This window comes from Streptomyces viridifaciens (assembly GCF_001888885.2).
Classification (GTDB): Bacteria; Actinomycetota; Actinomycetes; order Streptomycetales; family Streptomycetaceae; genus Kitasatospora; species Kitasatospora aureofaciens.
Genome location: NZ_CP090840.1, coordinates 1,332,921 through 1,356,479 on the forward strand (window position 1 = coordinate 1,332,921; position 23,559 = coordinate 1,356,479).

General features: G+C 71.6%; 21 protein-coding genes. 6 read left to right on the forward strand and 15 right to left on the reverse strand.

Going from position 1 to position 23,559, the window contains the following annotated elements; all coding sequences use genetic code 11:
- Positions 1-60: 60 nt before the first annotated feature.
- Positions 61-213, reverse strand: a complete 153-nt coding sequence (locus BOQ63_RS05555; RefSeq protein WP_167395658.1) for a hypothetical protein — start codon at positions 211-213, stop codon at positions 61-63.
- Positions 214-771: 558 nt separating this feature from the next.
- Here BOQ63_RS05555 and BOQ63_RS05560 point away from each other — a divergent pair.
- Positions 772-1,176 (forward strand): hypothetical protein, encoded by a 405-nt coding sequence (locus BOQ63_RS05560; RefSeq protein ID WP_167395659.1) that lies wholly within the window; start codon positions 772-774, stop codon positions 1,174-1,176.
- Between the two features lie 847 nt (positions 1,177-2,023).
- Here BOQ63_RS05560 and BOQ63_RS05565 read toward each other — a convergent pair.
- The 8 genes from BOQ63_RS05565 to BOQ63_RS05600 all read right to left on the reverse strand — a co-directional run bounded on the left by BOQ63_RS05565 (position 2,024) and on the right by BOQ63_RS05600 (position 12,157).
- Positions 2,024-2,299 (reverse strand): hypothetical protein, encoded by a 276-nt coding sequence (locus BOQ63_RS05565; protein ID WP_072653564.1) that lies wholly within the window; start codon positions 2,297-2,299, stop codon positions 2,024-2,026.
- Between the two features lie 473 nt (positions 2,300-2,772).
- Positions 2,773-3,339: an SRPBCC family protein gene (locus BOQ63_RS05570; RefSeq protein ID WP_072653565.1), complete on the reverse strand. Its 567-nt coding sequence runs from the start codon at positions 3,337-3,339 to the stop codon at positions 2,773-2,775.
- Positions 3,340-3,413: 74 nt separating this feature from the next.
- Positions 3,414-4,760: a carotenoid oxygenase family protein gene (locus tag BOQ63_RS05575; RefSeq protein ID WP_072653566.1), complete on the reverse strand. Its 1,347-nt coding sequence runs from the start codon at positions 4,758-4,760 to the stop codon at positions 3,414-3,416.
- Between the two features lie 48 nt (positions 4,761-4,808).
- Positions 4,809-5,249, reverse strand: a complete 441-nt coding sequence (locus BOQ63_RS05580) for an SRPBCC family protein (RefSeq protein ID WP_030557016.1) — start codon at positions 5,247-5,249, stop codon at positions 4,809-4,811.
- A gap of 74 nt (positions 5,250-5,323) precedes the next feature.
- Positions 5,324-6,766, reverse strand: a complete 1,443-nt coding sequence (locus BOQ63_RS05585; protein WP_072653568.1) for an MFS transporter — start codon at positions 6,764-6,766, stop codon at positions 5,324-5,326.
- 60 nt (positions 6,767-6,826) lie between these two features.
- A complete protein-coding gene (locus BOQ63_RS05590) occupies positions 6,827-7,282 on the reverse strand; it encodes an SRPBCC family protein (protein WP_030557020.1) in 456 nt (151 codons plus the stop codon).
- A gap of 82 nt (positions 7,283-7,364) precedes the next feature.
- Positions 7,365-10,373 (reverse strand): AAA family ATPase, encoded by a 3,009-nt coding sequence (locus BOQ63_RS05595; RefSeq protein ID WP_360465051.1) that lies wholly within the window; start codon positions 10,371-10,373, stop codon positions 7,365-7,367.
- Positions 10,374-10,525: 152 nt separating this feature from the next.
- Positions 10,526-12,157 (reverse strand): SCO7613 C-terminal domain-containing membrane protein, encoded by a 1,632-nt coding sequence (locus BOQ63_RS05600; RefSeq protein ID WP_454130646.1) that lies wholly within the window; start codon positions 12,155-12,157, stop codon positions 10,526-10,528.
- A gap of 437 nt (positions 12,158-12,594) precedes the next feature.
- Here BOQ63_RS05600 and BOQ63_RS05605 point away from each other — a divergent pair, with 437 nt between their 5' ends.
- On the forward strand, positions 12,595-12,723 hold the full coding sequence (locus BOQ63_RS05605) for a hypothetical protein (RefSeq protein WP_465390836.1): 129 nt from the start codon (positions 12,595-12,597) through the stop codon (positions 12,721-12,723).
- A gap of 158 nt (positions 12,724-12,881) precedes the next feature.
- Here BOQ63_RS05605 and BOQ63_RS05610 read toward each other — a convergent pair whose 3' ends face one another.
- Both BOQ63_RS05610 and BOQ63_RS05615 read right to left on the reverse strand, forming a co-directional pair.
- Positions 12,882-13,439 carry a hypothetical protein gene (locus BOQ63_RS05610; protein WP_141763834.1) on the reverse strand — a complete coding sequence of 186 codons (558 nt, stop codon included), beginning with the start codon at positions 13,437-13,439 and terminating at the stop codon, positions 12,882-12,884.
- Positions 13,440-13,895: 456 nt separating this feature from the next.
- Positions 13,896-14,903 carry a helix-turn-helix domain-containing protein gene (locus BOQ63_RS05615; protein WP_232543188.1) on the reverse strand — a complete coding sequence of 336 codons (1,008 nt, stop codon included), beginning with the start codon at positions 14,901-14,903 and terminating at the stop codon, positions 13,896-13,898.
- 260 nt (positions 14,904-15,163) lie between these two features.
- Between BOQ63_RS05615 and BOQ63_RS05620 the strand changes: the two genes are divergently transcribed.
- The 3 genes from BOQ63_RS05620 to BOQ63_RS05630 all read left to right on the forward strand — a co-directional run bounded on the left by BOQ63_RS05620 (position 15,164) and on the right by BOQ63_RS05630 (position 17,598).
- The gene (locus tag BOQ63_RS05620; RefSeq protein WP_051835620.1) at positions 15,164-15,679 is read left to right on the forward strand and encodes a hypothetical protein; all 516 of its coding nucleotides are present in this window, start codon (positions 15,164-15,166) and stop codon (positions 15,677-15,679) included.
- Positions 15,680-15,926: 247 nt separating this feature from the next.
- Positions 15,927-16,355: a hypothetical protein gene (locus BOQ63_RS05625; RefSeq protein ID WP_030557029.1), complete on the forward strand. Its 429-nt coding sequence runs from the start codon at positions 15,927-15,929 to the stop codon at positions 16,353-16,355.
- Positions 16,356-16,359: 4 nt separating this feature from the next.
- A complete protein-coding gene (locus BOQ63_RS05630; RefSeq protein ID WP_454130649.1) occupies positions 16,360-17,598 on the forward strand; it encodes a hypothetical protein in 1,239 nt (412 codons plus the stop codon).
- Between the two features lie 385 nt (positions 17,599-17,983).
- Here BOQ63_RS05630 and BOQ63_RS05635 read toward each other — a convergent pair whose 3' ends face one another.
- On the reverse strand, positions 17,984-18,262 hold the full coding sequence (locus BOQ63_RS05635) for a hypothetical protein (protein ID WP_143174635.1): 279 nt from the start codon (positions 18,260-18,262) through the stop codon (positions 17,984-17,986).
- Between the two features lie 59 nt (positions 18,263-18,321).
- Positions 18,322-19,083 (reverse strand): SDR family oxidoreductase, encoded by a 762-nt coding sequence (locus BOQ63_RS05640; RefSeq protein WP_072653574.1) that lies wholly within the window; start codon positions 19,081-19,083, stop codon positions 18,322-18,324.
- A 189-nt stretch (positions 19,084-19,272) separates the two neighbouring features.
- Here BOQ63_RS05640 and BOQ63_RS05645 point away from each other — a divergent pair, with 189 nt between their 5' ends.
- Entirely contained in the window at positions 19,273-20,145 is an 873-nt protein-coding gene (locus tag BOQ63_RS05645) for a helix-turn-helix transcriptional regulator (RefSeq protein ID WP_072653575.1), read from the forward strand.
- A 310-nt stretch (positions 20,146-20,455) separates the two neighbouring features.
- Here BOQ63_RS05645 and BOQ63_RS05650 read toward each other — a convergent pair whose 3' ends face one another.
- The gene (locus BOQ63_RS05650) at positions 20,456-22,015 is read right to left on the reverse strand and encodes an IPT/TIG domain-containing protein (RefSeq protein WP_072653576.1); all 1,560 of its coding nucleotides are present in this window, start codon (positions 22,013-22,015) and stop codon (positions 20,456-20,458) included.
- A gap of 868 nt (positions 22,016-22,883) precedes the next feature.
- Positions 22,884-23,207: a hypothetical protein gene (locus BOQ63_RS05655; RefSeq protein ID WP_143174636.1), complete on the reverse strand. Its 324-nt coding sequence runs from the start codon at positions 23,205-23,207 to the stop codon at positions 22,884-22,886.
- Between the last annotated feature and the right edge of the window lie 352 nt (positions 23,208-23,559).

Consider the following 23,559-nt stretch of genomic DNA (forward strand, 5'->3'; position numbering starts at 1 on the left):
AGGCCACTCGACGGGATCACCCGGGCGCGGGCGGTCAGCGTGCCCTGCGCCCGGCGGCCGTCACGTCTCCCGGCCGTCGGTACGCCAGTTCTCGGTGTGCAGGCCCCGGAAGTGACCGAAGTTCTCCCGCCGACACTTCTCCAATACGCCCTGATTGCCCAGGTACTCGTTGCATCCGTCGTCGCGGCGGCAGTGGGTGTCCGCCAGGGGCACGGGGGGATCTCATGCGATTCGCCCCACGTGTGGCCGCAGCCCGGTGGGCACCCGGCGACCCTGCCACACCCGACCACCGGGATACACCTGGATCACCGATCCCGGCGAGTCGTCCGGAACGCATGTAGGGACCAAGCCTGTCCCGACCTCCCGCTGCACCTGGCACCCAGCAGCATCCCGATCCCGCCGGACACGCACCCGCAGGCCTTCGGCAGCCGCTTCCACCTGTCCCCGCCGGGGTGCTCACCTGCGCTGTGCAGGGCCTGAAGGCGGCTTCCTCGCAGCCGGCACCGGCGTGCACTCGCTCGCGCGGGTCAGTGTGCGGTCCGGTTGCCGGGCCGGATCTGGCGGGCGGGAGCAGACTCGGTGTGCCCGCAGATTTGCTGCCGCTCCTTGACCACGCCCTGCTCAAGGCTGTGTCGGCGATGCCGACACAGCCTGCGTCCGGGGCGCCGTGTGGTGCTCGGCCAGGGTCGGCTGTTCACTCCGGCACCGTGGCCTCGCTCAGGTGCCCCGCGCCGTGGGGCGCCCGGGAGATGTCACCGCAGTGCGCTGCGCGTGGCCCGGCTCCTGCCGGGCGCCTACGTCGAGGGATATGCGCTGGCCGGCGACGGCACGGTTCAGGCGCACGCGTGGTGTTCGGCCAGCGACGGCACCGTGCTGGACCCCGCGCGGGACAGCGCGGCGCTGGCGTACCTGGGGGTGCCGATGTCCTGGGGGTTCGTCCGCGCGTTCCAGCAGCGCACGCTCACCAAGACGTGGTTTCGGGGGGTTCTGGACCAGGCTGTGCAGGCTCGTGATGCCGAGCGCATATTGCGCAGCGGGGTGCCGCTGCACGGCGTGCTCGACTGCGGCCACGTCCCGCCAGCCGTCGAGGACGCCTGGTCACGGCCAGCCTCGTTGCCGGGCTTCCGGTCCGTACGCGGTGCTGGGCCGACAAGCGCCGCCGCCTGTCTGACCTGACTCCCGACCGGCTCGCCGCCGGTGGCCCGCGCGTTCCCGCTGCCCTGCTGCCGCTCAGCCCACCTGCGGATCTTCCGCTGCTGACGTCGGGTCGGCGTAGCCCGGGCTGCATCCGCAGCCGGGTGGCGGCACTGTGGAACCGGGCGGCCGGCCGAACCCCCGAGCGGTCCGGCCGCCCGGTCGGTGGTTCGGGGGGGGCGGGGCCGCCGGGGGGAGAGGGGGAGCGGTGACATTCACCGCCGTGCACGCGCAGCGGGGCCGGCTGGACGCGACCCGGGACGACATGGGATGCGGCTGGGCGTGGACAGCGGTCCACCGCGTACGACCGCGGGTCCCGCTCGGGTGCCCGGAGTGCGGTCACGGGGTGCACGCCAATGTCTCGCCCACGGGGATGCGGTTCTTCTCCCACGACCGCGGCGCCCCCACCTGCGCGCTGGCGCAGGAGAGCATGGAGCACCACCTGACCAAGCTCCAGCTCGCGCACGCGATTCCTCGGCTCCCAGCGGACACTGCCGCCCAGCTGATCGAGGTCGCTCGTGGCGATCGTCTCGGTGCTGCACCCGGTCTTCAGTTCGATCACCGCGTGCCGATCGTCGCTGAGCGCCCACAAGTTGTCCGGGCCGGTCGGGTGCAAGAAGCGGCCTACGGCGGGGGCGAGGCGGGTATTCCCCGCCGGGGAGCGTGGAGTCCGGTGAACGGGGGGCGGGATGGACGCGGGGGGTTCCGGCCGACGATTCGGCCCGCAGGAGGTCTGGACGGGACTGGCCTCGATCGTGCTGCTGGTCGGCGGGCTGGCGGTGTCAGCCCTGTGCTCGCCGCCCGGCGAGTACAGCTGTGACAACTCCAACTACCCGACCACCGGGTGCACGCGCATCCGGCACGAGCCGGCCCCGACGGGCTCGACCGTCCGGTGCCCGACCGACTGGTGGGAGTACCGCAGCCTCGGCCGGGAGGCCGCAGCGGGCTGTGCGATGACCCGGCCGAGACGGTCAGCGGCGCGGACAGCGGTTCCCGGTCCTCGAACGAGAAGGGCGCGGCGCCGGTGGTCGAACGAGAGCTCCGCCCGCCGGCCGGGCGCGATCTCCGCTTCGATCTCCAGGAAGTCCTCGAACGCGCTGCTCACGATGGCGTCCGGCCAGTGGCGCCGGACAGCTCGGACGGGATAACGGCCTCAAACCGGGTACGGACAGGGACCGCAGCTCCATCCAGCCCTCTTGCTCCGAGCGCCCCCGGAACCCGTCGAATTTCGGTTCAGCCGCATGCCCCGCCGGCAAGTCGGAACGCTCCACCGGCGCGGTCAGCATCGGCTCTGGCAACACCACGTCATGGCAGCCACCGCCACCTGGCGAGGCACCCTTCCATGTCTGGAGAACCGTCGACGTCGACTTCGACGACACCGTCCTGCGGAACACCGTCACCGACCCGCTGCCCGACCCGCCCCGCCGGCGCCAGCGTCGGCGGGGCAGACCGGCGCCCCGGCCACGGCCTGCACATCGTCCAGCAGGTCTCGATTGCGTGGGAACACCAGTCCCACGGGCCGGGGCCAGGACGTCTGCTCAGCAGCACGGGGCTGCCCGGCCCCGGCCTTGTGATCAACTACCGGGTTTCTGCTTCGTGCTTGAGGTTGGTGACCCAGTTGTGCAGGGAGTTGTCCAGGGCGGCCTGCAGGGCGGCTTGGTTCGCGGTGACGGGTTCCCCGGTCCAGGACTCCTCGGTGTGGACGAGGACGCCCTCGCGGGTGGGGGTGAAGGTCCAGACGTGGACGGCGGTGATGCCCTGGGCCGGGCCGCCCCACGCGAGGCGCCTGCCGTGGTCGACCTGCCGGACGGTGGAGGTGATGTCGAGCCCTTCGGTGCTCCAGCGGAACCTCGAGCCGGGGCGCAGCTGACCGGGGGTGTCCTTGACGACGGTTTCTACGTTGGGCTGCCAGGCGGGCCACTTCTCGACGTCGGTCTGGATGTTCCAGACGGTGTGCAGCGGGGCGTGGATGAGGATGTCGGCGCGGGTGATGACCGGGGCGTGTTCGTCGATCTGCACGTCGGTGCGGTGGGCGGCCACTGCGGTGGGCGTCTGGTCGGTGGTGAGGGCGGACGCGGCGGTGGAGGCAGTGAGGAGTAGTGCGAGGGTGAGGGCGGTGGTAGTGGCTGCGGCGGGTGCGCGCATGGCAGTGCTCTTTCCTTGAAGTGGTCTGGCGGATCCCGGGGGGCGGGCGTCCCCGGGATCCGGCTCGGGTGGAGTCAGAGGGTGCTGTCGGGAATCCAGGAGCCGTGGATTCCGGCGGTGACGCGGCGGGGGAGGTGGACGGTGGCGACCTTGTCGAGGCGGGCGGCGTTCAGGACGAGCAGCTGCGAGGCGTCCTGCTTGAGGTCCGAGACGACGGTGAGCAGGTAGCCGTCGTCCTCCCGGGTCCCGCCGGCCGCGGCGACGAACACCGCTTCGCTGGGCAGCCGGGCGTCGCCGGCCTGGTGGATGCGCCGCTCACCCGTGGCACGGTCGTACTTGACGACGCCGTAGCCGCCGAAGCCGTCCTGGTCGGGGAAGGAGATCGCGTACTGGTAGCGGTTCTCGATGCCGAGGAAGTCCTCGTTGAGGGTGGGGAACTCGATGGCGAGGTCGTCGACCACCCGCTCGTCGACCCGGCCGGTCGCCAGGTCGAGGACCCAGCGGCGGTTGTAGGAACGGGCGTTGGGCTCGCTGCCGCGGCCGGGCGCGCCGACCCACCAGTTCCAGGAGAGCTGGAAGCCCTCGCGGTCGACGGTGGGGCCCTCCAGCACGATGCGGCCCTTGGCGTCCTCGTAGGCGTTGGCGACGTGGAGCATGTTGCCGGGTTCGATCGGGAACCATCGGATCGCGGCGGCGCCCTGCGCTCCGCGTGGCATGACGCCGATCCGGGCCGGCTGCTCGTCCTGCCAGGAGTAGGGGATGCCGGAGTGCTCGGTGGGGTCGAAGGTGACGGTGCCCTCCACGAAGACCACGTGGTGGCGAGTGATCGCGAAGTCGTGCTTGAGCGCGGCGCTGGCACCGGGGATCTCCGCGCTGTGCGTGATCTGCCCCTTGGCATCGGTGACGTAGTACACCAGGTAGGGCGGGAAGGGCGAGGAGCCGAAGAAGTGCAGCTCGCCGGTGACCGGGTCGCTCTTGGGGTGCGCGGTCATCGCGCTGCGCAGCTTGCCGTCGAAGTCGTAGGCGCCGACGGTGTCCAGGTCGGGCGTGAGTTCGAAGGGGAGGTTCGCCTCGCAGAGGGCGAGCAGCCGGCCGGCGTGCTCGATGACGTGGGTGCCGGCGGTGGAGGCGGTCAGGTCCGGGCCGTGCTCGGTCATGTAGGGGGCGCCGTCCAGCGCGGGGGTGCGTACCCAGCGGTTGCGGTACCACTCCGCGCGGCCCTCGCGCAGCCGGATGCCGTGCACCATGCCGCTGCCCTTGAACCAGTGGGCGGGGGTGACGCCCGGCTTCGGGTTATGGCTGTTGCGGATCAGACGGCCGGTCAGCTCCGGCGGCAGGGTGCCTTCGACGGTCAGGTCGGTGGCGGTCAGTTCGTCGGCGACGGGGGTGTAGTGGCCGGTCAGATAGGGCTTGGCGGTCATGCTCGTGGTCCTCGTGTCTCCAGTGTGAAAAAGGGGAAGGTGGCGGGGTCAGGAGAGCTTCTCGGCGCGGTTCTTGAGGCAGGTGAGCCAGTCCTCCAGGGAGGTGCGCAGGGCGGCGGCGAGCTGGTCGGTGGCGGCGTCGACGGGCGCGCCGCTCCAGGACTCCTCGGTGCGGACGACGACACGGTCACCGCTCTGTTCGAAGGTCCACACGTGGACGCCTTCGATCCCGTGGGCCGGGCCGCCCCAGACGATCCGGGCGCCGGGCACCAGCTCGTGGACGGTGGAGGTGATCTCCATCCCGTGGGTGCGCCAGGTGAACGAGGTGCCCTCGGTGAGCGGGCCCTGCAGGCGGGCCTGGTCGATGTCGGGGTTCCAGACCGGCCAGTTGTCGATGCCGGTGTGCAGGGACCAGACACGCTCCAGGGGGGCGTTGATCTCGGTGGACAGGCGGACGATGACGGGTGCGCTCTCGTCGATGGTGGGCACGGGTGTTTCCTCTCGGCGGTCAGTGCGAACGGTTGATGTGGGTAGGGAGGTGAAGTGAGGGGGGTGCCGGGCAGTCAGCGGCGGCCGGGGACGGCGGGCTCCTCGGTGGGCGTGCGGCGCGGCCGGTCAGCGGTGGGTGTGAGGCGCACCCACAGGGCGGCGAGCAGGGCGGTGCCGGCCAGGACGGCGGCGCCCAGGGCGAAGGCGGTGCGGTAGCCGGCGGTCAGCGCCTCCAGGGGCGGCTGGTGGCTGCTGGCGCGGGAGGTGACGGATCCGGCGACGGTCGCCAGGACGGCGAGCCCGACGGCGCCTCCGACCTGCCGGGTGGTGTTGACCAGGCCGCCCGCCAGGCCCGCGTCCGGTCCGTCGACGCCTGCCACGGACAGGCTGGTGAGCTGGACGAAGGCGACGCTCAGACCGAGTCCGACCAGGACGCTCGGGCCGAGCACATCGGTGAGGAAGGTGCCGTCCGCGCCGATCCGGGACAGCCACAGCATCCCGGCCGCCTCGGTCAGCAGCGCCGAGACCAGCGCGGCGCGGCCGCCGGTCCGGCGGACCAGGGCGGGGGCGAGGGCTGCGCCGAGCATGTTCGCGAAGGCGAGGGGGAGTTGCCCCAACCCGGTGGTCAGCGGGTCCTCGCCGAGGACCTGCTGCTGGTAGAGCGGCAGGAAGAAGAACAACGCGATCCACACGGAGCCGAACAGGCCCGTCAGCAGGTTCCCGAGCGTCACCTCGCGGGCGGCGAACAGCCGCGGCGGTACCAGAGGGGAGGCGCTGGTGCGCTCGACCCGCCAGAACACCACCGCGAGCACGGCGGTGGCGCCGAACGCGGCCAGTACCCAGGGGTCCGTCCAGCCCGAGCGGCGGGCCGTGGTCAGGCCCCACACCAGGGCGGTCAGGGCCAGGGCGCTCATGGCGGTCCCGGCCCAGTCAAACCTGGTCCGTTCCGCCCGGCTCGCTGCGGGGACGCATGCGGCCGTCGCCGCCAGCACCGCGAAGCTGCCGATCGCCACCGTGCGGAAGATCCACGGCCAGCCCCACGCCTGGGTCAGCAGCCCACCGAGCACCACCCCCGCCGCACCGCCCGCACCGGACACCGCACCCCAGACCGCCAGCGCCCGGCCGCGGGCCGGGCCCGGCGCATACAGGCCCACCGCGAGGGCAAGGGCCGCCGGGGCGACGGCCGCCGCCCCCGCCCCCTGGACGGCCCGCGCGGCGATCAGCACACCGGGCGAGGTGGCCAGCGCGGCGATGGCGGAGGCGGCCCCGAAGGTCCCCAACCCGGCCAGCAGGACGCGGCGCCGTCCCAGCAGGTCGGCGGCCCGACCACCGGCCAGCAGCAGCGCCCCGAACGCCAGGCCGTAGGCGTTGACCACCCACGTGGTGGCGGAGTCGGAGAGGCCGACGCCATCCCTGATCTGCGGCAGGGCGACGTTCACGATCGAGGTGGCGAGCATGACGGTGGACTGGGCGGCGGCCAGCACCGCAAGGACGGCGCCGCGCGGCGGACTGGGCATGGGAACTCCGTGAACTGGGCCGTGGGAAACAGCCGGTGGGAGGGGAACGGCGCGGCGGCGTCAGCGCGCGGCGCGCTCGGCGGCGGACTTCAGGTGCAGCAGCCACTGCGCAAGCGACCGGTCCAGGGCCCGGGTGACGGCGTCGGCGTCGGCCTGCACGGGCGCACCGTCCCAGGACTCCTCCGTGACGACGAAGGTCGCCCTGGACGAAGGCGTGAACGTCCACTCGTGGACGGCGGTGATGCCCTGCGAGAGGCCACCCCAAAGAATCGACCGGGGCGCGTCCACCGCGTACACGGTGGAGGTGACGTCCACGCCGCCGGTGCGCCAGTGGAACACCGCGCCCGGAGTCAGCGGAGTCAGGGCGCGGGCCACCGCGATGTCCGGCTGCCAGGTCGGCCAGCCGGGCACGTACGTCAGCAGCGCCCAGACGGCAGGGGCCGGGGCCCGGATCGGCAGCTCACGGCGGGCGACTACCGGGGCGGCCCGGTCGATGCCCGAGGGCGTGTTCTTCATGCCCCCGAGTCTGGTCCGCCCCACCCCGCGCCCTCATCGGCGAAAGTCACCTAGGCGACTGCCTAGGTGAGCCGGCCGGGGCTTAGGCGTCCCGGCCGAGCACGTCGGCGAGTTGGCGGCGCGAAGTGACGTCGAGCTTGCGGAACACACTGCGCAGATGGGCGTCGATGGTGCGCGGGCTCAGGAACAGCCGATCGGCGACCTCCCGGGAGGTCGCGCCGGTCGCCACCAGGCGTGCGATGTTCAGCTCCTGACCAGTCAACAGCTCCACCGCGCCGAGCCCGGCCGGCCGGGCCTGCTCCCCGGCGGCGGCCAGCTCCACCCGGGCCCGCTCGGCGAACCCCTCCGCGCCCACCGCGGTGAACAGCTCATGAGCGGTGCGCAGCGCCTCACGGGCCTGCCCGCGGCGGCCGTCCCGGCGCAGCCACGCGCCCTGGTGCAGCAGGGCCCGGCCGCGCCACACCCGCAGGCCGGCGGCGTCCAACCGGGCCACTGCCTCGGCGTGGAGTTCCGCCGGGTCGTCCGACAGCAGGGCGGCGAGGGCCGCGCGCACGCCCAGCGCCCAGTCGGTGCCCGCCGCGGACGCGTGCCGCGACAGCCGTGCGAACGCCTCCTGGGCAGTGTCCTGCTCGCCGCACCGGACGGCCGCCTCGACGAGCTCGGGCAGGGCGAGGCTGGACGTTCCCAGGTCTCCGTCCGCCACGGCCAGCCGCGCAGAGGCCAGGGCCGCGCGGTGGTCTGCGACGCCGTTGGCGTGTAGCGCCGCCGCCGCGTGGACGGTCGCCGTCAGCATGCCCTTGCGCCGGGCATGCGACTCGGCCAGCACCCGGTCGAACAGGGGCCGCGCCTCAGCGTCCACCCCGCGCACCGCGGCCGCGAACAGCCGACCGTACCAGTGCGGCGGGACGCCGGTCACCTCGGCTATGCCGTCGGCCTCGCTGTTCAACGCCGCCGCATCGAGGAGGTCACCGCGCTGCGCGGCGGCCATCGCCTGCATCCACAAGCCCACCGGCAGGACCATCAGCGTTCCACCGGCGCGCGCGGAGTCAACGGCCCGACCGGCGAGCCGGTCCTCCAAGGCGACGTCCCACAACTCGACGGCGAGCAAGGCGGCCAGCGACAGCCGGCCCGCCCACAACGGGTCGGCCACGTCGGACAGCATCCCGAGCAGCACCGGCACCACCGCGAGGTCGCCGTCGAGGTAGCCGACGAGGGCGTCCAGCAACTCGTCCGCAGTCGAGCGTTCACCGGCCGGTGCGGGCGCCCGCCGGGCCGCCGCCAGGGCGTCTCGCGCCGCAGGGGAGGACCTGCCCACCACCAGACCCGCCTGAAGGGCGTCCAGCAGGTGCGTCCGCGCCCGGCCGGGATCGAGGTCGGCCGCCGCCACCAGGTGGCCGACCGCGTCCGCCGCACCGTCGCCGAAGAACGCCGCACGGCCGCGCAAAAGTTCGGCCTGCACCCGTCCAGTGGCGTCGATCGGGCCGCCCTCGGCCGCCTCGACCAGCGTCAGCGCGCTCTCGAACGAGCCGGCCTCCATCGCAGCCCGCGCGGCGGCGAGACTGCGTTCGGCCCGCAGCCGCGGTTCGGCCGTCAGCCCCGTGGCCTGCTCCAAGAACGCCGCCTCGGCAGCGGCCCCGCCCCGGCGCCGCGCCCGCTCCGCGCAGCGCAGCAGATCGGCCGCTACCTCCTCATCCGGCCGGGACAGCGACTGCGCCCGGTGCCACGAACGCCGATCGGGCGCCGTCAGTGGATCGGTGACCTGTGCGAGCGCCCCGTGCACCCGGCGGCGCTCCGCCGGTGAAGCCGCCGTGTACACCGCCGAGCGCACCAACGGATGCCGGAACCTCGACTGCCCGCCCAACTCGATCAACTCGCTCGCCTCGGCCTCCGGCCCCGCTTGTGGCCCCACCCCCAGCAGATCGGCCGCCCGCCACAACAGGCCAGGGTCACCCAGCGGTTCGGCGGCCGCCACCAGCAGCAGAACCCGGGCGTCCTCGGAGAGCCGGGACACCTGCTGCTGATAACTCTGCTCGATCCGGCTGGCCGGGGAGACCGGCGTCGGCAGCCCGAAACCGCCCGCCAGCACGGCGGGCCCGAGCCGGCGCGGCAACTCCAGCAACGCCAGCGGGTTACCGCGCGCCTCGGCCAGAATCCGCTCCCGCACCTGGTCGTCCACGGGACCGAGCAGACTGGACGCCAGCAGCCGACGCGCCACCTGATCGGACAACCGGGGCAGCGTCAGCACTGGCAGCCCCTCCAACTCCGCGATGACGTGCGCGTCACGCACCCCGAACACGAACGCCACCGACTCGTTCGCCACTCGCCGCGCCACGAAGGCCAGTGCCTGGGCCGACGCCCGATCCAGCCACTGCGCATCGTCCACCACGCACACCACGGACTGCTCCCGGGCAGCATCCGACAGCAGCCCCAACAGGGCCAAACCGACGGCGAAACGACTCGGCGTGCCTCCCTCGCCCAGCCCCAGCGCCACCGCCAGCGCGTTCCGCTGCGCGGCGGGCAACCCCCCGATCCGCTCGTGCAGTGGGCGGGTCAACTGGTGCACGGCGGCGTACGCGAAGTCAGCCTCGAACTCAGCCCCGTTCACCCACAGCAGCCGCACACCCGACAATCCGTCAGTGACATGGCGCAGCAACGTCGTCTTGCCGATGCCCGCCTCACCACGCACGACCGCCGCCCCGCCCCGACCTGCCCGCGCACCGGCCAACAGGTCGACGAGGACAGCACGTGCAGCAGGCGGTATGTACTCAGAGACGGTCGCAGAAGCCACCCCGGAATCATGCCATGCCACTTGACCTTGGCTTTTTCTCTCAGCCCGTACGACGGCCCAGGTGCCCGCTTCCAGGGCGTGGGCGAGGACCAGCAGTGCCAGGCGGGCGTTGCTGTCCGGGTAGGGGTGGATGAAGGCGATGTGGAGGTACGCCCTTGCCGCGCGGGCGGGCAGGGGGACCGAGGGGTCGGCGCTCTGGCGCAGGCAGGCGGCGAAGTCCTGCCAGGTGCGGGGCGTGAGCCCGTATCGTTCCCGGCCGCCCTTGGCGAAGGTGTCGCCCTGAGGCAGATGCACCTCGTTCACACCGAGGACCAGGTTCTGCCAGCCGGCGAAAAGGGTCGGAGTGAGCGGCTCTCCCCGTGAGGCTGCGGCGCGGGACAGGGTCATTGCGGCGAGCAGCCGGTCGGCGCGGTCCGGGGCGCGGCGGCGGACCGGACCGTCGAACCAGGCGGCGATCAGCCCAGCCGGCGCAGCGCCCCGTGCAGCCGACGGGCGTCGCGCAGCCGCTGCTCGTACGTGGCGCCGAGCGCCAGCTGCAGGACCCCGGCCGCGGCCAGCGGCACCCAGCGAGGGAGCAGACCGAGCACCTGCACCACCGTGGGGGCGAGTTCGTGCCCCGCCACCAGCACCAGCACCCCGCCGCCCAGCACCAGCGGGCACTGCAGCCGCAGCCGCACCCCCAGCACCGTCACCACCAGCGCCGCGACGCCAAGCAGCAGCGGCCGCAGCCAGTACCCGTCCAGGAACAGCGCCCACAGGCTGGGCAGTAGCCCGACCGCCAGCCCCGGACCGTACACCGGCCAGGAGCCGAGGCCCTCCTCCGCGAACCGCCCGCGCCGCAGATGGCCGAAGACCAGGGCGGCCACCGCCAGGCTCAGGCTGTACGCCTCGGGTGCGTGGACGTCCGCCAGCGCCAACCAGAGCCAGGAGGCCGCGATCAGCAGCGCGACCCCGACCGCCGGGGCGCTGCGCCGCCGGTCCGCCCGCAGGCCGACACCGAGCGCGGCGGCCCCGGTCACCGCCAGCTCGAAGGAGAGCCGCCCCGGCACGTCCGCGCTCAGCAGCAGCACGAGCGCCGCCATGCCGTAGCCCGCGAACTCCACGGCGGCAGGGACGGCCGAGTCCGTACGCGCCGCGAGCCTCGCCGCCACCGGCGCGGTGGCGAGGGCGACCGCGAGCACCGCCAGCAGGTGATCCGGCCGCTCCAGACCCGCCGTGACGGCGACCGCCGCCGCCTCCCGGCCCAGCGCGGCCACCGCCAGCACGGCGGTGACGGCCGGTGCCGGACGCCCCCGGACGGTCAGTGCGACGGTGAGCCCCGCCGCCAGAGCCAGGACGACGATCGTGGATGGGCGGTTGGCGAGCGCCCACAGCAGCGCCAGCGTGCCCGAGAGGATCACGCCGGCGATGAGCGCCGGCCGCACCGGGAGGAACCAACCGCCCACCAGAGCCGGCGCGGTGACGAACCCGACCGCCATCACGGGCGACAGCCCGAACGCCACCGGCAGCAGCGCCAGCGCGAAGGACGCGACGGCCGACAAGGCCGCCTCCGCCCCGGCGGTCGCGGACCCCCTCAGCCCGAGGAGGTGTACCGCCACCCCGGCGGCCACCAGCAGCCACAGCGCGGTGAGCGCGGCGGCCGGGGTCGACTGGCTCCCCTGTACCGCCCGGGTGCCCTCCCAGGCCGCCTGCCAGTGCGCGGCGGGCTCGACCACCCCGGGGAACAGCTGCGCCAGCGAGGCCGCCGAGGTGACGAGCAGCACCGCGCCCGCCACCGTCAGCAGCCCGACCGGGACCACCCGGCTGTCGAGCGGGCGCCGCCGCAGCCGGGCGGCGCCCGCCACCGCGAGCAGCACCGCCGGGACGGCGAAGCCCACCGCGCCCCAGCCGCCCGGGAGCAGCGCGGCGAGCGTCCCGCCGCCCGCGGCCACCGCCGCCGCGCCCGCCGCCTGGGCGGCGATCCGGCGGCCGGTCAGGCCGAGGCCGGGAAAACCGTTCGGACGGGAGACCGCCAGGGCGACCAGCGCCAGCAGCCCCAGCGGCAGCCAGGCGCCGAGCGAGGCACCGACCCGGTCGTCACCCTCCACCGGCGACAGGCCGAGACCGGAATCCAGCGAGACCTTCAGCGCGACCTGTTTACCTCAAGTCGCTGAGGCCATGGCGCCGTTTCATCACGCCAGGTCACCCGACCCACTGTCAGGCCTGCAGCCCGCCACCCCGGCGCCCGATCAGTTACTTCCGCAGCCGCCTCATCGAGATCAATCACTCGTTCCATGGACGGATCATGGCCCATACCCAGTGCCCTCACCGGCGCCCGCGGCCTTGGTCGCTTCGGTCGCTGCCGCCCCAGCGGCCAGGGTCGTCCCCAGCCACCTCGCCGACGCCTGGACGGCGAACTGGCCGTTGCTCGGTCCGCCGGCCCTGTGCTCGTTGCCCGCCGCCAATGGGCTGAGCAGTTCCGCATCGGTATCCCTGTCCAATGCCCCGGGGTACGGCTGGAGGACGTGGACGCTTATCCCCTCAGATGACTGTTCAGCCAAGCGAGGACAGGCCGCCGTTCCGCGTGCGCGACCACCAGATCACCCGCTGCGCCGACCAGTCGCTCACCGGGGTGAAGCCGCCCACACCGGCAACCGAGTCGTGGATGCGCTGACCGTCCACGCGGCCGCCATGGACCATCTGGCCTTCCGGTTCGCCCTGATCGAGACGGTATCGAGCCCTACCGGCTGGCCGCCACCGAAGCCGAGCACCAGCCTGGCCGCTGAGGCGCAGGGCCGGCAGCGGAAAACAGGCTGCCGATGTGACGCGATGTCACGGCTGTCCGCCGAGCCCGAGCTTCTTCACCCCGAACGGGGAGAAGATCATATGGGCGGCCCAGCCGTGGTGGATGAGAGCGATCTGGGAAGGTACTGGCGTCACCGGATAGATGGCCTCGCCCCGTGACCAGTTCGCGAGCAGGCCCTCGGTGGTGTCGACGGCGGAGATGACCATCGTCACCTGAAGATTCCCGTCGCCCCATGTGTTCCACAGGGCCCACCCTTCGGGCCGGGCCTCGACCCCGAGGCGGGCGCACGCCTCCTCATAGGTCTCCTCCATGCCGTCCGGCATCGCCCCGGGACGCAGAATCACCACGCCCGCGAGCTTCAGCTCGGGGCGATCCGCCTCATCGTCGAGGCAGCCGTCCCCTGGAAAGTGGTAGTGACGAAGCCCCCGGGCCAGCGCGTTCACCGCCCGCTGCAAGCGCGTCGCGTCCTCTGCTTCGGGCTGATACGAGAGCCAGCCTTCGGCCGAGGCAGCGCCTGCGACCACGTTGGCGAGCCGTTCTATCTCTCGCAGGTGGTCGAGTTCGGAGAGTTCAGGTCGTGTCATGGTGGTCAGTCTTGCAGCGGCGCATTGGCCGGGGCATCCCAGTTCCATGCGCCTTGGGCGCGAAACCGGGCCTTCGCCGGCCGGGCTGAACCCGTCAGGAGGCTCTCGGACCTGGCCGTGCGGGAGAGCGCGCTGCATATCAGGCGCGCGCAGAACAACCCTGAGCGAACCTTCCTGTCTTTCAACGGCAAGAGCAGCCATTGCATCGCCTCATCGACCGTGCCGAGCAGGACGAGACCGCAAGGTCGCGATAGCCACCTGCAACGAGGTCTGGTGCGACTACTCCGGTTCCCACTGGGGAGAACATCTGCCGACACCATCGACACGCGTGAGTGCTCTCAGTTCTCGTCGACATGTGACCCGCGATCTACAACGAACCGCTGCCAGCACTCGCCAACAAGTGCTCTTCATCCTCACCTCCACAGCCAGCAGCCCAACGAGCGAACCCGTCAGCCGTCACTCCGACCCGGTTTGGCCACCGCCGCCTCGCAGCTTGCTCGGTGGCACGCCGTACGCGGAGCGGAAGGCCCGGCTCAGGTCTGCCGGGTGTCGGAATCCCCAGCGGAGGGCGATGGCACCGATCGTCCGGTGGCGCTGACTCGGATCGGTGAGGTCGGCGCGGCACCGTTCGAGCCGGCGACGGCGGATCGTCGCGCCAACCGTCTCGGGCCGGCTCCGGAAGACCTGGTGCAGGGTGCGCACCGAGATGTGGTGGTGAGCGGCGATCGCGGCGGGGTCCAGCTCCGGGTCTGCGAGGTTGTGGTCGATGAACGCGTCGACACGCGCGAGAAGTACCTGCTCGCGGGTCTCCACGGGCAGCAGGTCGTCCGCGTCCAGCAAACCAGCGAGGTAGGCGGCGGCCAGGTCGACGCCGATGGCTCCCGTCCGGCGCAGCTCCGCGGGCCCGCCGTGGCCGACGGAGCTCAGGAAGCCGGACAGGAACTGCCCGAGTAGCCAGCCGGCGGGTGAACGGGTGGCGAGGGACGCACCCAGGAGCCGGTTCATCCGGTCTCCGGGCAGCGGCAGGGAGGTCCTGGGCAGCACCATCAACGCGACCCGATGCCGGCGGTGGTCCCGGGAGAAGAAGTCGGCTGCCATCGGATAGGACGTGGAACACAGGGCGAGGCTGCCGGAGGTCAGGTGGACCGTGCTGCGGGACTGCTCCAGTTGGATCGGGCTGCCCTGAACCAGGATCAAGAGGTACTGCTCCGGGTCCAGCCGCCGGATCTGCGTGGGCGTGCGTGTGGCGGTCAGCGGGGTAAAGCTGAACTCCGCCACGCGCATGCCGGGCAGCTCCGCCATCCGGGCCTTGCCCGCGAAGTCGCTCGTGTGCTCGTTGCGGAGCTCCACGGGCATGACGTCGCTCTCCATCATGCACCGCCACCAGTCCAGCCGGTCCCGTGCCGGCACTGCGTCGGTGGACAGCGACACCACGGGACCGCCGTGTTCGGTTGTCAAGGCCACACAGAGATAGTGGGCCAGCCACTCCACCATGGACAGGCCATTGTCGGCCAGAACGGGCCGTCAGCTGCGCTCGGTGACAAGGAAGTCCGCACTGTTTGCCAACGACGGGTGAGCTCGGGCGAGGCCACGATGACTCCAGCACACGGGTACTTCACGGACAGTTCCCGACCACGAGAGGTGACACCGTGCCGGAGCACTACGTACAGCGACCTGTTGCGCCGAGGAGGATCATCGCCGCGCTAGTCCTGACCCTCCTTGCCTTGGTGGGCGCGACGAGCACCGCCACCGCCCAGGCCCCCGCGACTTCCAGCTTCACCGCCCAGGCTTACGCCCTTGGGCTTACCCCCGTCCAAGCGACGAGCCTTCAAGCCCGGGTCGACACCTACCTCGCCCGGACCGGCGGCACCCAGGTCGCGGCTGACAGGATCCTGCTGCCCGGCGGCGGGGAACTGCGGCTGGCCCTACCCGGGGAACGACAACCCCGCGACCTCGCCGCCAGCGGAAACGCACCGCTCGCCTCCCTTGCCTGCCCGTACACCTGGGTGTGCGCGTACAGCGCCCCCTACTACGAGGGCGACGTCCTGATGCTCTACACCTGCAACAAGCTGAACCCCGTGCCGTGGTACGGGACCGGTTCCTGGATCAACAACCAGCGGTCCGACCTGCATGCCAAGTTCTACGACCACGGTGGCAACCTGGGTTGGACCTCACCCGGCGGCTACAGCTCGGATCCCACCGCACCGTGGGACTGGGTCGGCTACCTCAGCCCCTGCTGAGCACGCACTACCCCGGCTCGGTCCGGCTCGACGGGCCGAGCCGGGGTAGGTGCCACGCCCCGTCGTGGCCCAAACGATCCTGTCGGCCGCTACCCAAAGTGCGGGCCTCGCCTGGCGGTCCGGCCCGGCCGGGCAGTGGGCCGATCCTGGCCGGCGGCTGTTCGGGGACGGCTTGAGCAGGGGGGCCGTCCCGCGACACCGACGTCATGTCCATGACGTTTCGTCAGTTCGTTCCTGAGGGGGATCAGTGACAGGGATTGTCGAGATCGCGGTGGGGTGGCTGGCCGCTTGGGCCACTCGCAAGGTCCGGCGGGTGGCGGGGCGGGCCGATGCCGAGTTCGACCACGCCACGGACACGGCCATGGACCACCTGCACGAGGTGATCGGCCGCAAACTCGGCCAGGACCGGGCGCTGGCCAAGGTCGACGAGGAGGTCGAAGCCGGCACGGAGGAACTCACCCCCAGCACCCGGCAGTGGCTCCAGCTCGCATTGCAGGACGCCATCGACAACGACCCCGAGTTCGCCAAGCTGCTGCAAGAAGCGGTGGGCCGCCTGCAAGCGGAGGAGGACGAGCCGGGCAACGCCGACGGCACCACGCTGAGCGGCAACACCTTCTCGGGACCGACCGCGATCCAGACCGGCGCGCACGGCACACAGACCAACACCTTCCGGTAGCGGCATGAGGGGCTCGCATTCGCAGCCACCGGAGCAGGGCGCGGTGGCCGGGAACACCTTCGACGGCCCGGCCGCCGCCCAGACCGGCCACGGCGGCACCCAGGTCAACCACTTCCACGCCTCACGCCCCACCAAGAGGCGGCGTACCGTCGTGGTCTTGTCCATCGTCGGGGCCGTGGCCGTGCTCGTCGGCGCCGTGCTGGCGGTCAGGCTCGCCGGTACGGGCTCCGCCGCGCTGGCTGCTTCGCCGAACGGACTGTCCCTGCCGTCCGATCTGAATTTGCCGTCCTCGTCCTTGCCCGGATCCCCGGGCACCGCGGCGGTGACGCCTTCGGGCGAGGTCGCGAGCCCGTTGTCCGCTTCGGGCCCGGCGGCGCCTGTCCCGACGTCGGGGCGGACCGCGCCCTCGTCCCCGGCCGGCGGCGTGCCCCCGGCAGCGGCGGCCGTACCGGATGGCCCCACCGTGGCCGCGACCGGCGCCCACCTGTACCGGATCACGCCGGGCCATACGGCCGTCGAGGAGTACACCGGCAAGGACGGCGCGTGGGCGAAGGTCCGCGGCGCCGCCAGCGGCATCTTCACCAGCGCGACGACGCTGTACGCGACGGACCCGGCTTCCAGTGACATCGAGCAGTACGACCGTGGGCGCGGCACGTGGACGCGGATCGGGAATCCGGGGAGCGGTTTCGCCGCCACCGGTGACCACCTGTACGGGCTGAGCGTCGATCACCACGGCGTCTTCGAGTACACCGGCGCCGGGGACGGCTGGAGGCAGGTCCGCGGTGCGACCGACCGCATCTTCACCAGCGCGACGACGCTGTACGCAACGGACCCGGCCTCCGGTGACATCGAGCAGTACGACCGTGGGCGCGGCACGTGGACACGGATCGGGAATCCGGGGAGCGGCTTCGCCGCCACCGGTGACCACCTGTACGGGCTGAGCGTCGATCACCACGGCGTCTTCGAGTACACCGGCGCCGGGGGCGGCTGGACTCAGGTCCGCGGTGCGACCGACCGCGTCTTCACCAGCCGCACCACCCTCTACGCGACCGACCTGACCACCGGCGACATCGAGCAGTACGACCGTGGACGCGGCACCTGGACCCGCATCGGCGGCCCCGGCGCCACCTTCGCCGCCACCGACGACCATCTCTACGGCGTCAGCCCCGACCACTCCGGCGTTTTCGAGTACACCGGCGCCAACGGCGCCTGGACCGAGATCGGCGGCCCGGTCGCTCCCTGACACCGGTCACCGGCACGGCCTGAACACGTGAGCGGAGCCCGCAGCCCTCGACGTGCGCCCGGACCGGCGGAAGATGCCGCCGCCCGGTCCAGGCCGCAGCGCGTGCGGCGGCCACCACCGCAGGTGGTGGGTGAACCGGTGACAGGCGGTCAGACCAAGGGGCGCGTGGCTGGAGCCGGACCGGAACCGCTCCTACCGGCGCCTGCTCGCCTACGTCGTCGCTGGCGGAACCCTCGACGGCCCCGCCGACCGCACCGGTCTCGGCGACGACCCCATGTTCCGGCCCGGCGCGTGGCTGCGCACGCAGGACAAGGCACGCACCGACCGGAAGTTGAGCGAGCAGCAGACTGCACCCTGGTGCTTTACCGGCACGACGGCGGCGAGCTCATAATGCCCGCCGGCCACGTGAGCGCTCCGCTGCGCCACATTGCCGAGAGACCTTCCGGCTGTGGCGGGTACGCGGCGAGGTGCGGATGGACCTGGAGACCACCGCCCGGCTGTACGACGCGGCGGCGGTGAACAGCAGGACCGGTCCGCGGCGGCTGGGGGCCGGGGCGGGGGCAGGGTGGGTGGTGTGCGGGGGCTGGGGTGCGGTGGGTTCGTCCTTGGCGAGGAAGGTCAGGTGGAAGCCGAGGAGGAGGTGGGAGAGGACCGCGGCGGTCACCCAAGTCACCCGCCCACAACCAGCGTGAGCACCCCGACGAAGTCGCTCCTGCCGGCCCGTCAGCCCTGGCGGCCGGGCAGCATCGCCAGAGCCTGCGAGCGCTGTGCGACGAGATCGTCGTAGGTACCCTCGCGCTCGGCCCAGCGGTGCCCGAGGACGCCCTTGACGAGGATTTCGCGCGGGGTGGGGTCCTGGGAGAGCAGGTCCATGACCTCGGTGGCGAAGTCGTCGAGCGGCAGCGCGTGCGGGTTCACCTTCTCCTGGCCCGCCGTGGCGACGGCCGGGGGGACCAGCTCGACGACACCGACGCCGGTGCCGTCGAGCTGCGCGCGCAGTGCCTCGGAGTAGGCGTGCACCCCGGCCTTCGATGCGGCGTAGCTGGGCATGGGTGGGAAGGGCAGGAAGGCGATGCCGGAGGTGACGGTGACGAAGGTGCCGGCGCCCCGCCGGATCAGGTGCGGGGTGAAGGCGTCGACGACCCGGATGGTGCCGAGCAGGTTGGTGTCGACCGTCGTCGCCGCCGCCTCGAAGTGCGCGGGGTCGCGCAGGTCCTCCAGCAGCATGACGCCGGACATCGTCACCACGGTGTCCAGCTCGGGGTAGCGGGCGAGCGCGGCGTCGCGGGCGGAAGCGACGGAGGCACTGCTGGTCACGTCGATGCTGATCGTGCCGAAGCCTTCTTCGGCCAGTTCCGTGAGTGCCTGCGGGTTGCGGCCGCCGATGGCCACGGTGCTGCCCGCCGCAGCGAACCGCCGGGCCAGCTCTCGCCCGATGCCCGAGGTTTCGCCGACGACGAGAACGGTGCGGTTGGAGAGATCCACAAGATCTTCTCTTCGATCCAGGGCGCCGCCGGGGTTCAGGCCCGCGGCGCCGACAGGTGGTGCTCCCGTCTCTTTCAAGGCGGTGCTCTCGCAGTCTTGACGGCAGGAGCCCGGCGCGGCAGGGCCCCGGTCTTCCCTGGTCCTGACAGGGCCCCCTCTGGGACACGCGCGCAGCACTACGGTGTCGGTATGAAGGATGAGGGTTCCGGCAACCAGCTCGGCAGCTACCTCCGTGCCCGCCGTGAGCTGGTCTCCCCGGCACAGGCGGGACTGCCGCCAGGCGGCAACCGCCGCGTTCCCGGCCTGCGCCGTGAGGAAGTCGCCCTGCTCGCCGGACTCAGTCCCGACTACTACCTGCGCCTGGAACGCGGCCGGGACAAGAAGCCCTCACCGCAGGTCCTCGAATCACTCGCGCGCATCCCCCAGCTCGATGACGTCGAACGGACGTATCTGCTCGGCCTCGCGGCGGCACGCCCCAGCGCGCCGCGTCGCAAGCGGCCCGAGCACGTACCGGCACGGGTGCACGAGCTGCTCGCCCACCTGCAGATCCCCGCGTTCGTAGAAGGGCGCGCGTTCGACGTCCTGGCCTCCAATCCCATGGCGGTCGCGCTCTCCCCACGCCTGCGGCCCGGCCAGAACCGGCTTCGTTCCCTCCTCCTCGATCCCGAGGAACGAGCCTTCCACCAGGACTGGACCAAAGCCACCGCCGATTTCGTCGCCGCCCTGCGCACCACCATCGGCGACGACACCGACAACGTCCGGTTCGTCGAACTCGTCGGAGAACTCGCACTGTCCAGCCAGCGGTTCCGCACCCTGTGGGCCCGCCACGACGTCCGCACCCTCGACGGGGGCACGACAACGGTCCACCACCCCGTCGTCGGCGAGCTACGCCTGCACCGCGACAAACTCCCCGTCGACGACGTCATTTTCGTCGTCTACTACCCCGACAAGGACAGCGACAGCGAGGAGAAACTGCGGCTCCTCGCCTCGCTCGCACACACCGAGCCCGCCCGCACAGCACACGACAGAACAGCGCACTCCCGGCGCCCGAAGACACCCTGACATGATCGCGCTCACCGACGACCTTGGCGAAGGCGTCGCCCTGAGGCAGACGCACCTCGTTCACACCGAGGACCAGCTGTGATTGCGGCGAGAAGCCGGTCGGCGCGGTCCGGGGCGCGGCGGCGGACCGGACCGTCGAACCAGGCGGCGATCAGCCCAGCCGGCGCAGCGCCCCGTGCAGCCGACGGGCGTCGCGCAGCCGCTGCTCGTACGTGGCGCCGAGGCGCCGTGGAGAAGGCGGCCTGGGCAGTTCAGCGGCACACCCGCGACCCTTGGCGAGGCCGGGCCCGACCGGCGGGCCCGGCCCGGTTCAGAGCTTGTGGGTGAATTCGCTCGCGGGACTGGTGGGCGAGGTGGCCACGCCGACCGTCACGGTGACGTTCACCGTGTCGACCCCCCGGGGCACCTTGGCAGTGAGCTTGGTGTCGGAGACGAAGCCGACGTGCTCGGAGACGGCGCCGTTGAACTTGACGACGGCGTCCTTGGTGAAGCCCGAACCGCTGATGGTGACCGTGGTCAGGGCCGACCCGACGTTCGGATGCACCTTGCTGACCACCACGGGCGCCGGCCCACCGTAGGCGAACTGCGCGAGTGGGCAGGCAGCGGAGGTGCCCAGCCGGTGGGTCACCTGGACGTCGACGAGGCCTACCCCGTCCGGCACCTTGGCGGTGATCTGGGTGCCGGCCGGGTTGACCGTGACGGTGCCCGGGTCGCAGGCGATGGGGCCGAAGTCGATGTGGTTGCCGAGCTTGACCGGGCTGAAACCGGTGCCGGTGATGACCACCGAGGATCCGCTGTTGCCGAAGGTGGGCGTCATGCCGTGGACCACCGGCGCGGCGGGCGGGATGGGCGCTCCGACCAGCGTCAGGTAGAGGGGGTCGCTGTGCTGGTACGCGACCTGGCCCAGGAAGTCGGCGACCGTGCTCCTGACCAGGTCCCCGTCGTAGAACTGGTACGTCGTATTCAGGGACACGGTCGTGCCCGGCTGGACGTACTCGTAGTTCTTCTTGAGCTCGTTGATCTTCTCGATCAGCCCCGTCACCACGGGGTTCGCCTTCGGCCCCGGGTCGGGGTACCACTTCTTGGCACTGTCGAGGCTGTTCCAGGCGAGCGGCACCATGTCGTAGAAGTTGACCACGTGATCGTTGATGACCCACGGCACGCTGTTGACGAAGGTGGCGAAGCTCTGCAGGCCGGCAGTGGGAGCCGCGAAGGTAACGAGCCCGAACTGCGGGATCTTCTTCCAGCTCTGCGCCTGCGCCCGCAGGTACGGTGCGAGCATGGTCGCGATGCAGCCGCCCAGGCTGTGGCCGGTGACGAAGACCGTCGGCGGGCTCGGCGCGGCTTCGACGAGGGCCTTGAGTGCCTGCACCAGCGTCGTGCCCGGGCTGCCGAAGGCACTCTCCGGCACTGACTCGCCCAGCACCTCGCCGACCTCCGACAATGACGGCGAGTGCATTGTGGCGACCTGCGTGAACGCCGCCATGGCCCCCTTCGACACCGCGATCGCCTGCGAACCGGCCGGGGTGAACGGGACGACCGTGCCGACGTCGAGGTCCTCCAGGATGTCGGGAAGACTGCCGATCGTCCCGCGGCTGACCACCGCGAACTGGTTGGATTTGTCGATGGTCCGGGCGATGTACGCCATGTTGGCGTTGTCTGGGCTCAGCGCCAGCCAGGCCACCTCCCAGACGCCCTTGGTCGCCAGTGTGGTGATCCTCAACTGCTGGTTGATGCCCATGACGGCGCGTGCCGTCTGCTCCGTCCGGGTCTCCCCGGACGGCCGGGGTGTCGCTGAGGTGGCCGCCAGCGCGGACAGGGTCATGCATACCTGATGAACCACCGACAACGATGGCTGTTCAGTCGTCATGAATTGGATCGTATTCGACCCGTTCTCTCGGGCGACGAACTGACACACCATCAACTCACTCGACCGAACGAGGTTTCCTTGACCTCACCGAGCGCCACCGCCGGGTGTGTCCAGCCAACGGCTCTTGCAAGATTTTCGTAGCCGGTGATCGATTCAACTCGTCTGTAGTGTCGCTCGGTTGGCGGTGGGGTGCTGTCCGGGTGCGTTGTCATGGTGGGGGACCTGCTGCCGCGGCTGGCCGCGGTGCAGGTCGAGCGCGTGCAGGCCAGTGGGGATCTACTGAGGATCACTGCCCGGACCAGGGATGACTTGCAGGCGGCGCGTCCGTTGTGCGGGCAGTCGTCGGACTGGGTGCACTCTCGATACGAGCGGCATGTCGCGGACGAGGCGGTGGGCGGTCGGGCGGTCGTGATCGACTTATCGGTGCGCGTTCACCGCCTACCGCGAGCTTCCGCACCAGGGTCCGCGACAACGACCCGGCCCTCGCCGACCAGGAGCCGGCCGACCGGACGGTGCATTGGTGGCGCCGTACCTGGCCCGGTCACACCCGCGCCGGGTACCCGCCGGTCGCGCTGGTCGTCACCGGCGCCGGACCCGTCGCGCTGGCCAACCGGCAGCAGGCCGTCGCGGACCTGTCCGCCGACTGCTGGCGCGGCCGGTGGTGCAGGGAGGTCCGTGACTACAACGACGGCTGGCGAGAGTGGTCAGTGGCTGTTGTTGTTCCGATCTTGAACGGTGTCGCTCGAACGAGAGTCTCAGTATCGGGTGACCACGGTGGGTGCCGGACATGAGAGGCCGCGTACATGGTCGTCTCGACACAGATCGTCGCTTGAGACTCGCCGTGGTCCCCAAAGACGGAGTGTCGCCCCTACCCGGATCGTCGACGCGCGAGATGGATGATGATGTCGGCGGCGATCTCGACTGTCTCGGAAAGGACCCGCGTGATCGCGCCGTACGCCTGCTGTCGCTTCGGTTGGGGCAGTTGGAGATAGGCCGAGACCGTCGACAGGTAGCCGACGTAGTCAGGAGCGCTCGTCGTCAGGCGCCGTTTGATGACGGCTTGCTGAATGTCGAGGAAGAACGGAGACTGCTGCAGCTTCGTGCCCGGCCACTGCATTTCCTCATCAGGATCAGTCCCGTCGGGAGATGGAACCGCGTCGCTTTCCAGGAACGGCGCCCTCTCCGCACGCACAGACTCCGCAACAGCTGGGCCAACCGGCTGAACCTGGCCACCGAATGAGGCGAACAGCTCTCATTGAACCGCCCTCTGAACGCCTTCCCGTGCCGGTGCGCCCTCAGCCCCCAGCGCTCCCAACAACCACAGCCCGCCCGCTGCGCGCCGACCAGGGATGAACGACGGCCGCGCTGGCGCAGCCAGCGCGGCCTTTCCGACCCGCTGGCAAGCCCGGTGAGAATCGCCACCGCGACCCGTTGTCCCGGGCCCGAATCACTCCGGCAGCACTTCCGGTGCCGCTTCCGGTCGCCCCTCTCCTTGATGGGGCATCAACGCAGGTCAGAGTCAGACCCCTTATCCAGGCCGCCCA

Excerpts from the sequence above, each read along its gene's own strand:
- BOQ63_RS05645 (WP_072653575.1), top strand. The coding sequence starts at position 19,273 with ATGAAGGATGAGGGTTCCGGCAACCAGCTCGGCAGCTACCTCCGTGCC.
- BOQ63_RS05585 (WP_072653568.1), bottom strand. The coding sequence starts at position 6,766 with ATGCCCAGTCCGCCGCGCGGCGCCGTCCTTGCGGTGCTGGCCGCCGCC.
- BOQ63_RS05630 (WP_454130649.1), top strand. The coding sequence starts at position 16,360 with ATGAGGGGCTCGCATTCGCAGCCACCGGAGCAGGGCGCGGTGGCCGGG.
- BOQ63_RS05590 (WP_030557020.1), bottom strand. The coding sequence starts at position 7,282 with ATGAAGAACACGCCCTCGGGCATCGACCGGGCCGCCCCGGTAGTCGCC.
- BOQ63_RS05610 (WP_141763834.1), bottom strand. The coding sequence starts at position 13,439 with ATGACACGACCTGAACTCTCCGAACTCGACCACCTGCGAGAGATAGAA.
- BOQ63_RS05650 (WP_072653576.1), bottom strand. The coding sequence starts at position 22,015 with ATGACGACTGAACAGCCATCGTTGTCGGTGGTTCATCAGGTATGCATG.
- BOQ63_RS05570 (WP_072653565.1), bottom strand. The coding sequence starts at position 3,339 with ATGCGCGCACCCGCCGCAGCCACTACCACCGCCCTCACCCTCGCACTA.
- BOQ63_RS05605 (WP_465390836.1), top strand. The coding sequence starts at position 12,595 with ATGACTGTTCAGCCAAGCGAGGACAGGCCGCCGTTCCGCGTGCGCGAC.
- BOQ63_RS05575 (WP_072653566.1), bottom strand. The coding sequence starts at position 4,760 with ATGACCGCCAAGCCCTATCTGACCGGCCACTACACCCCCGTCGCCGAC.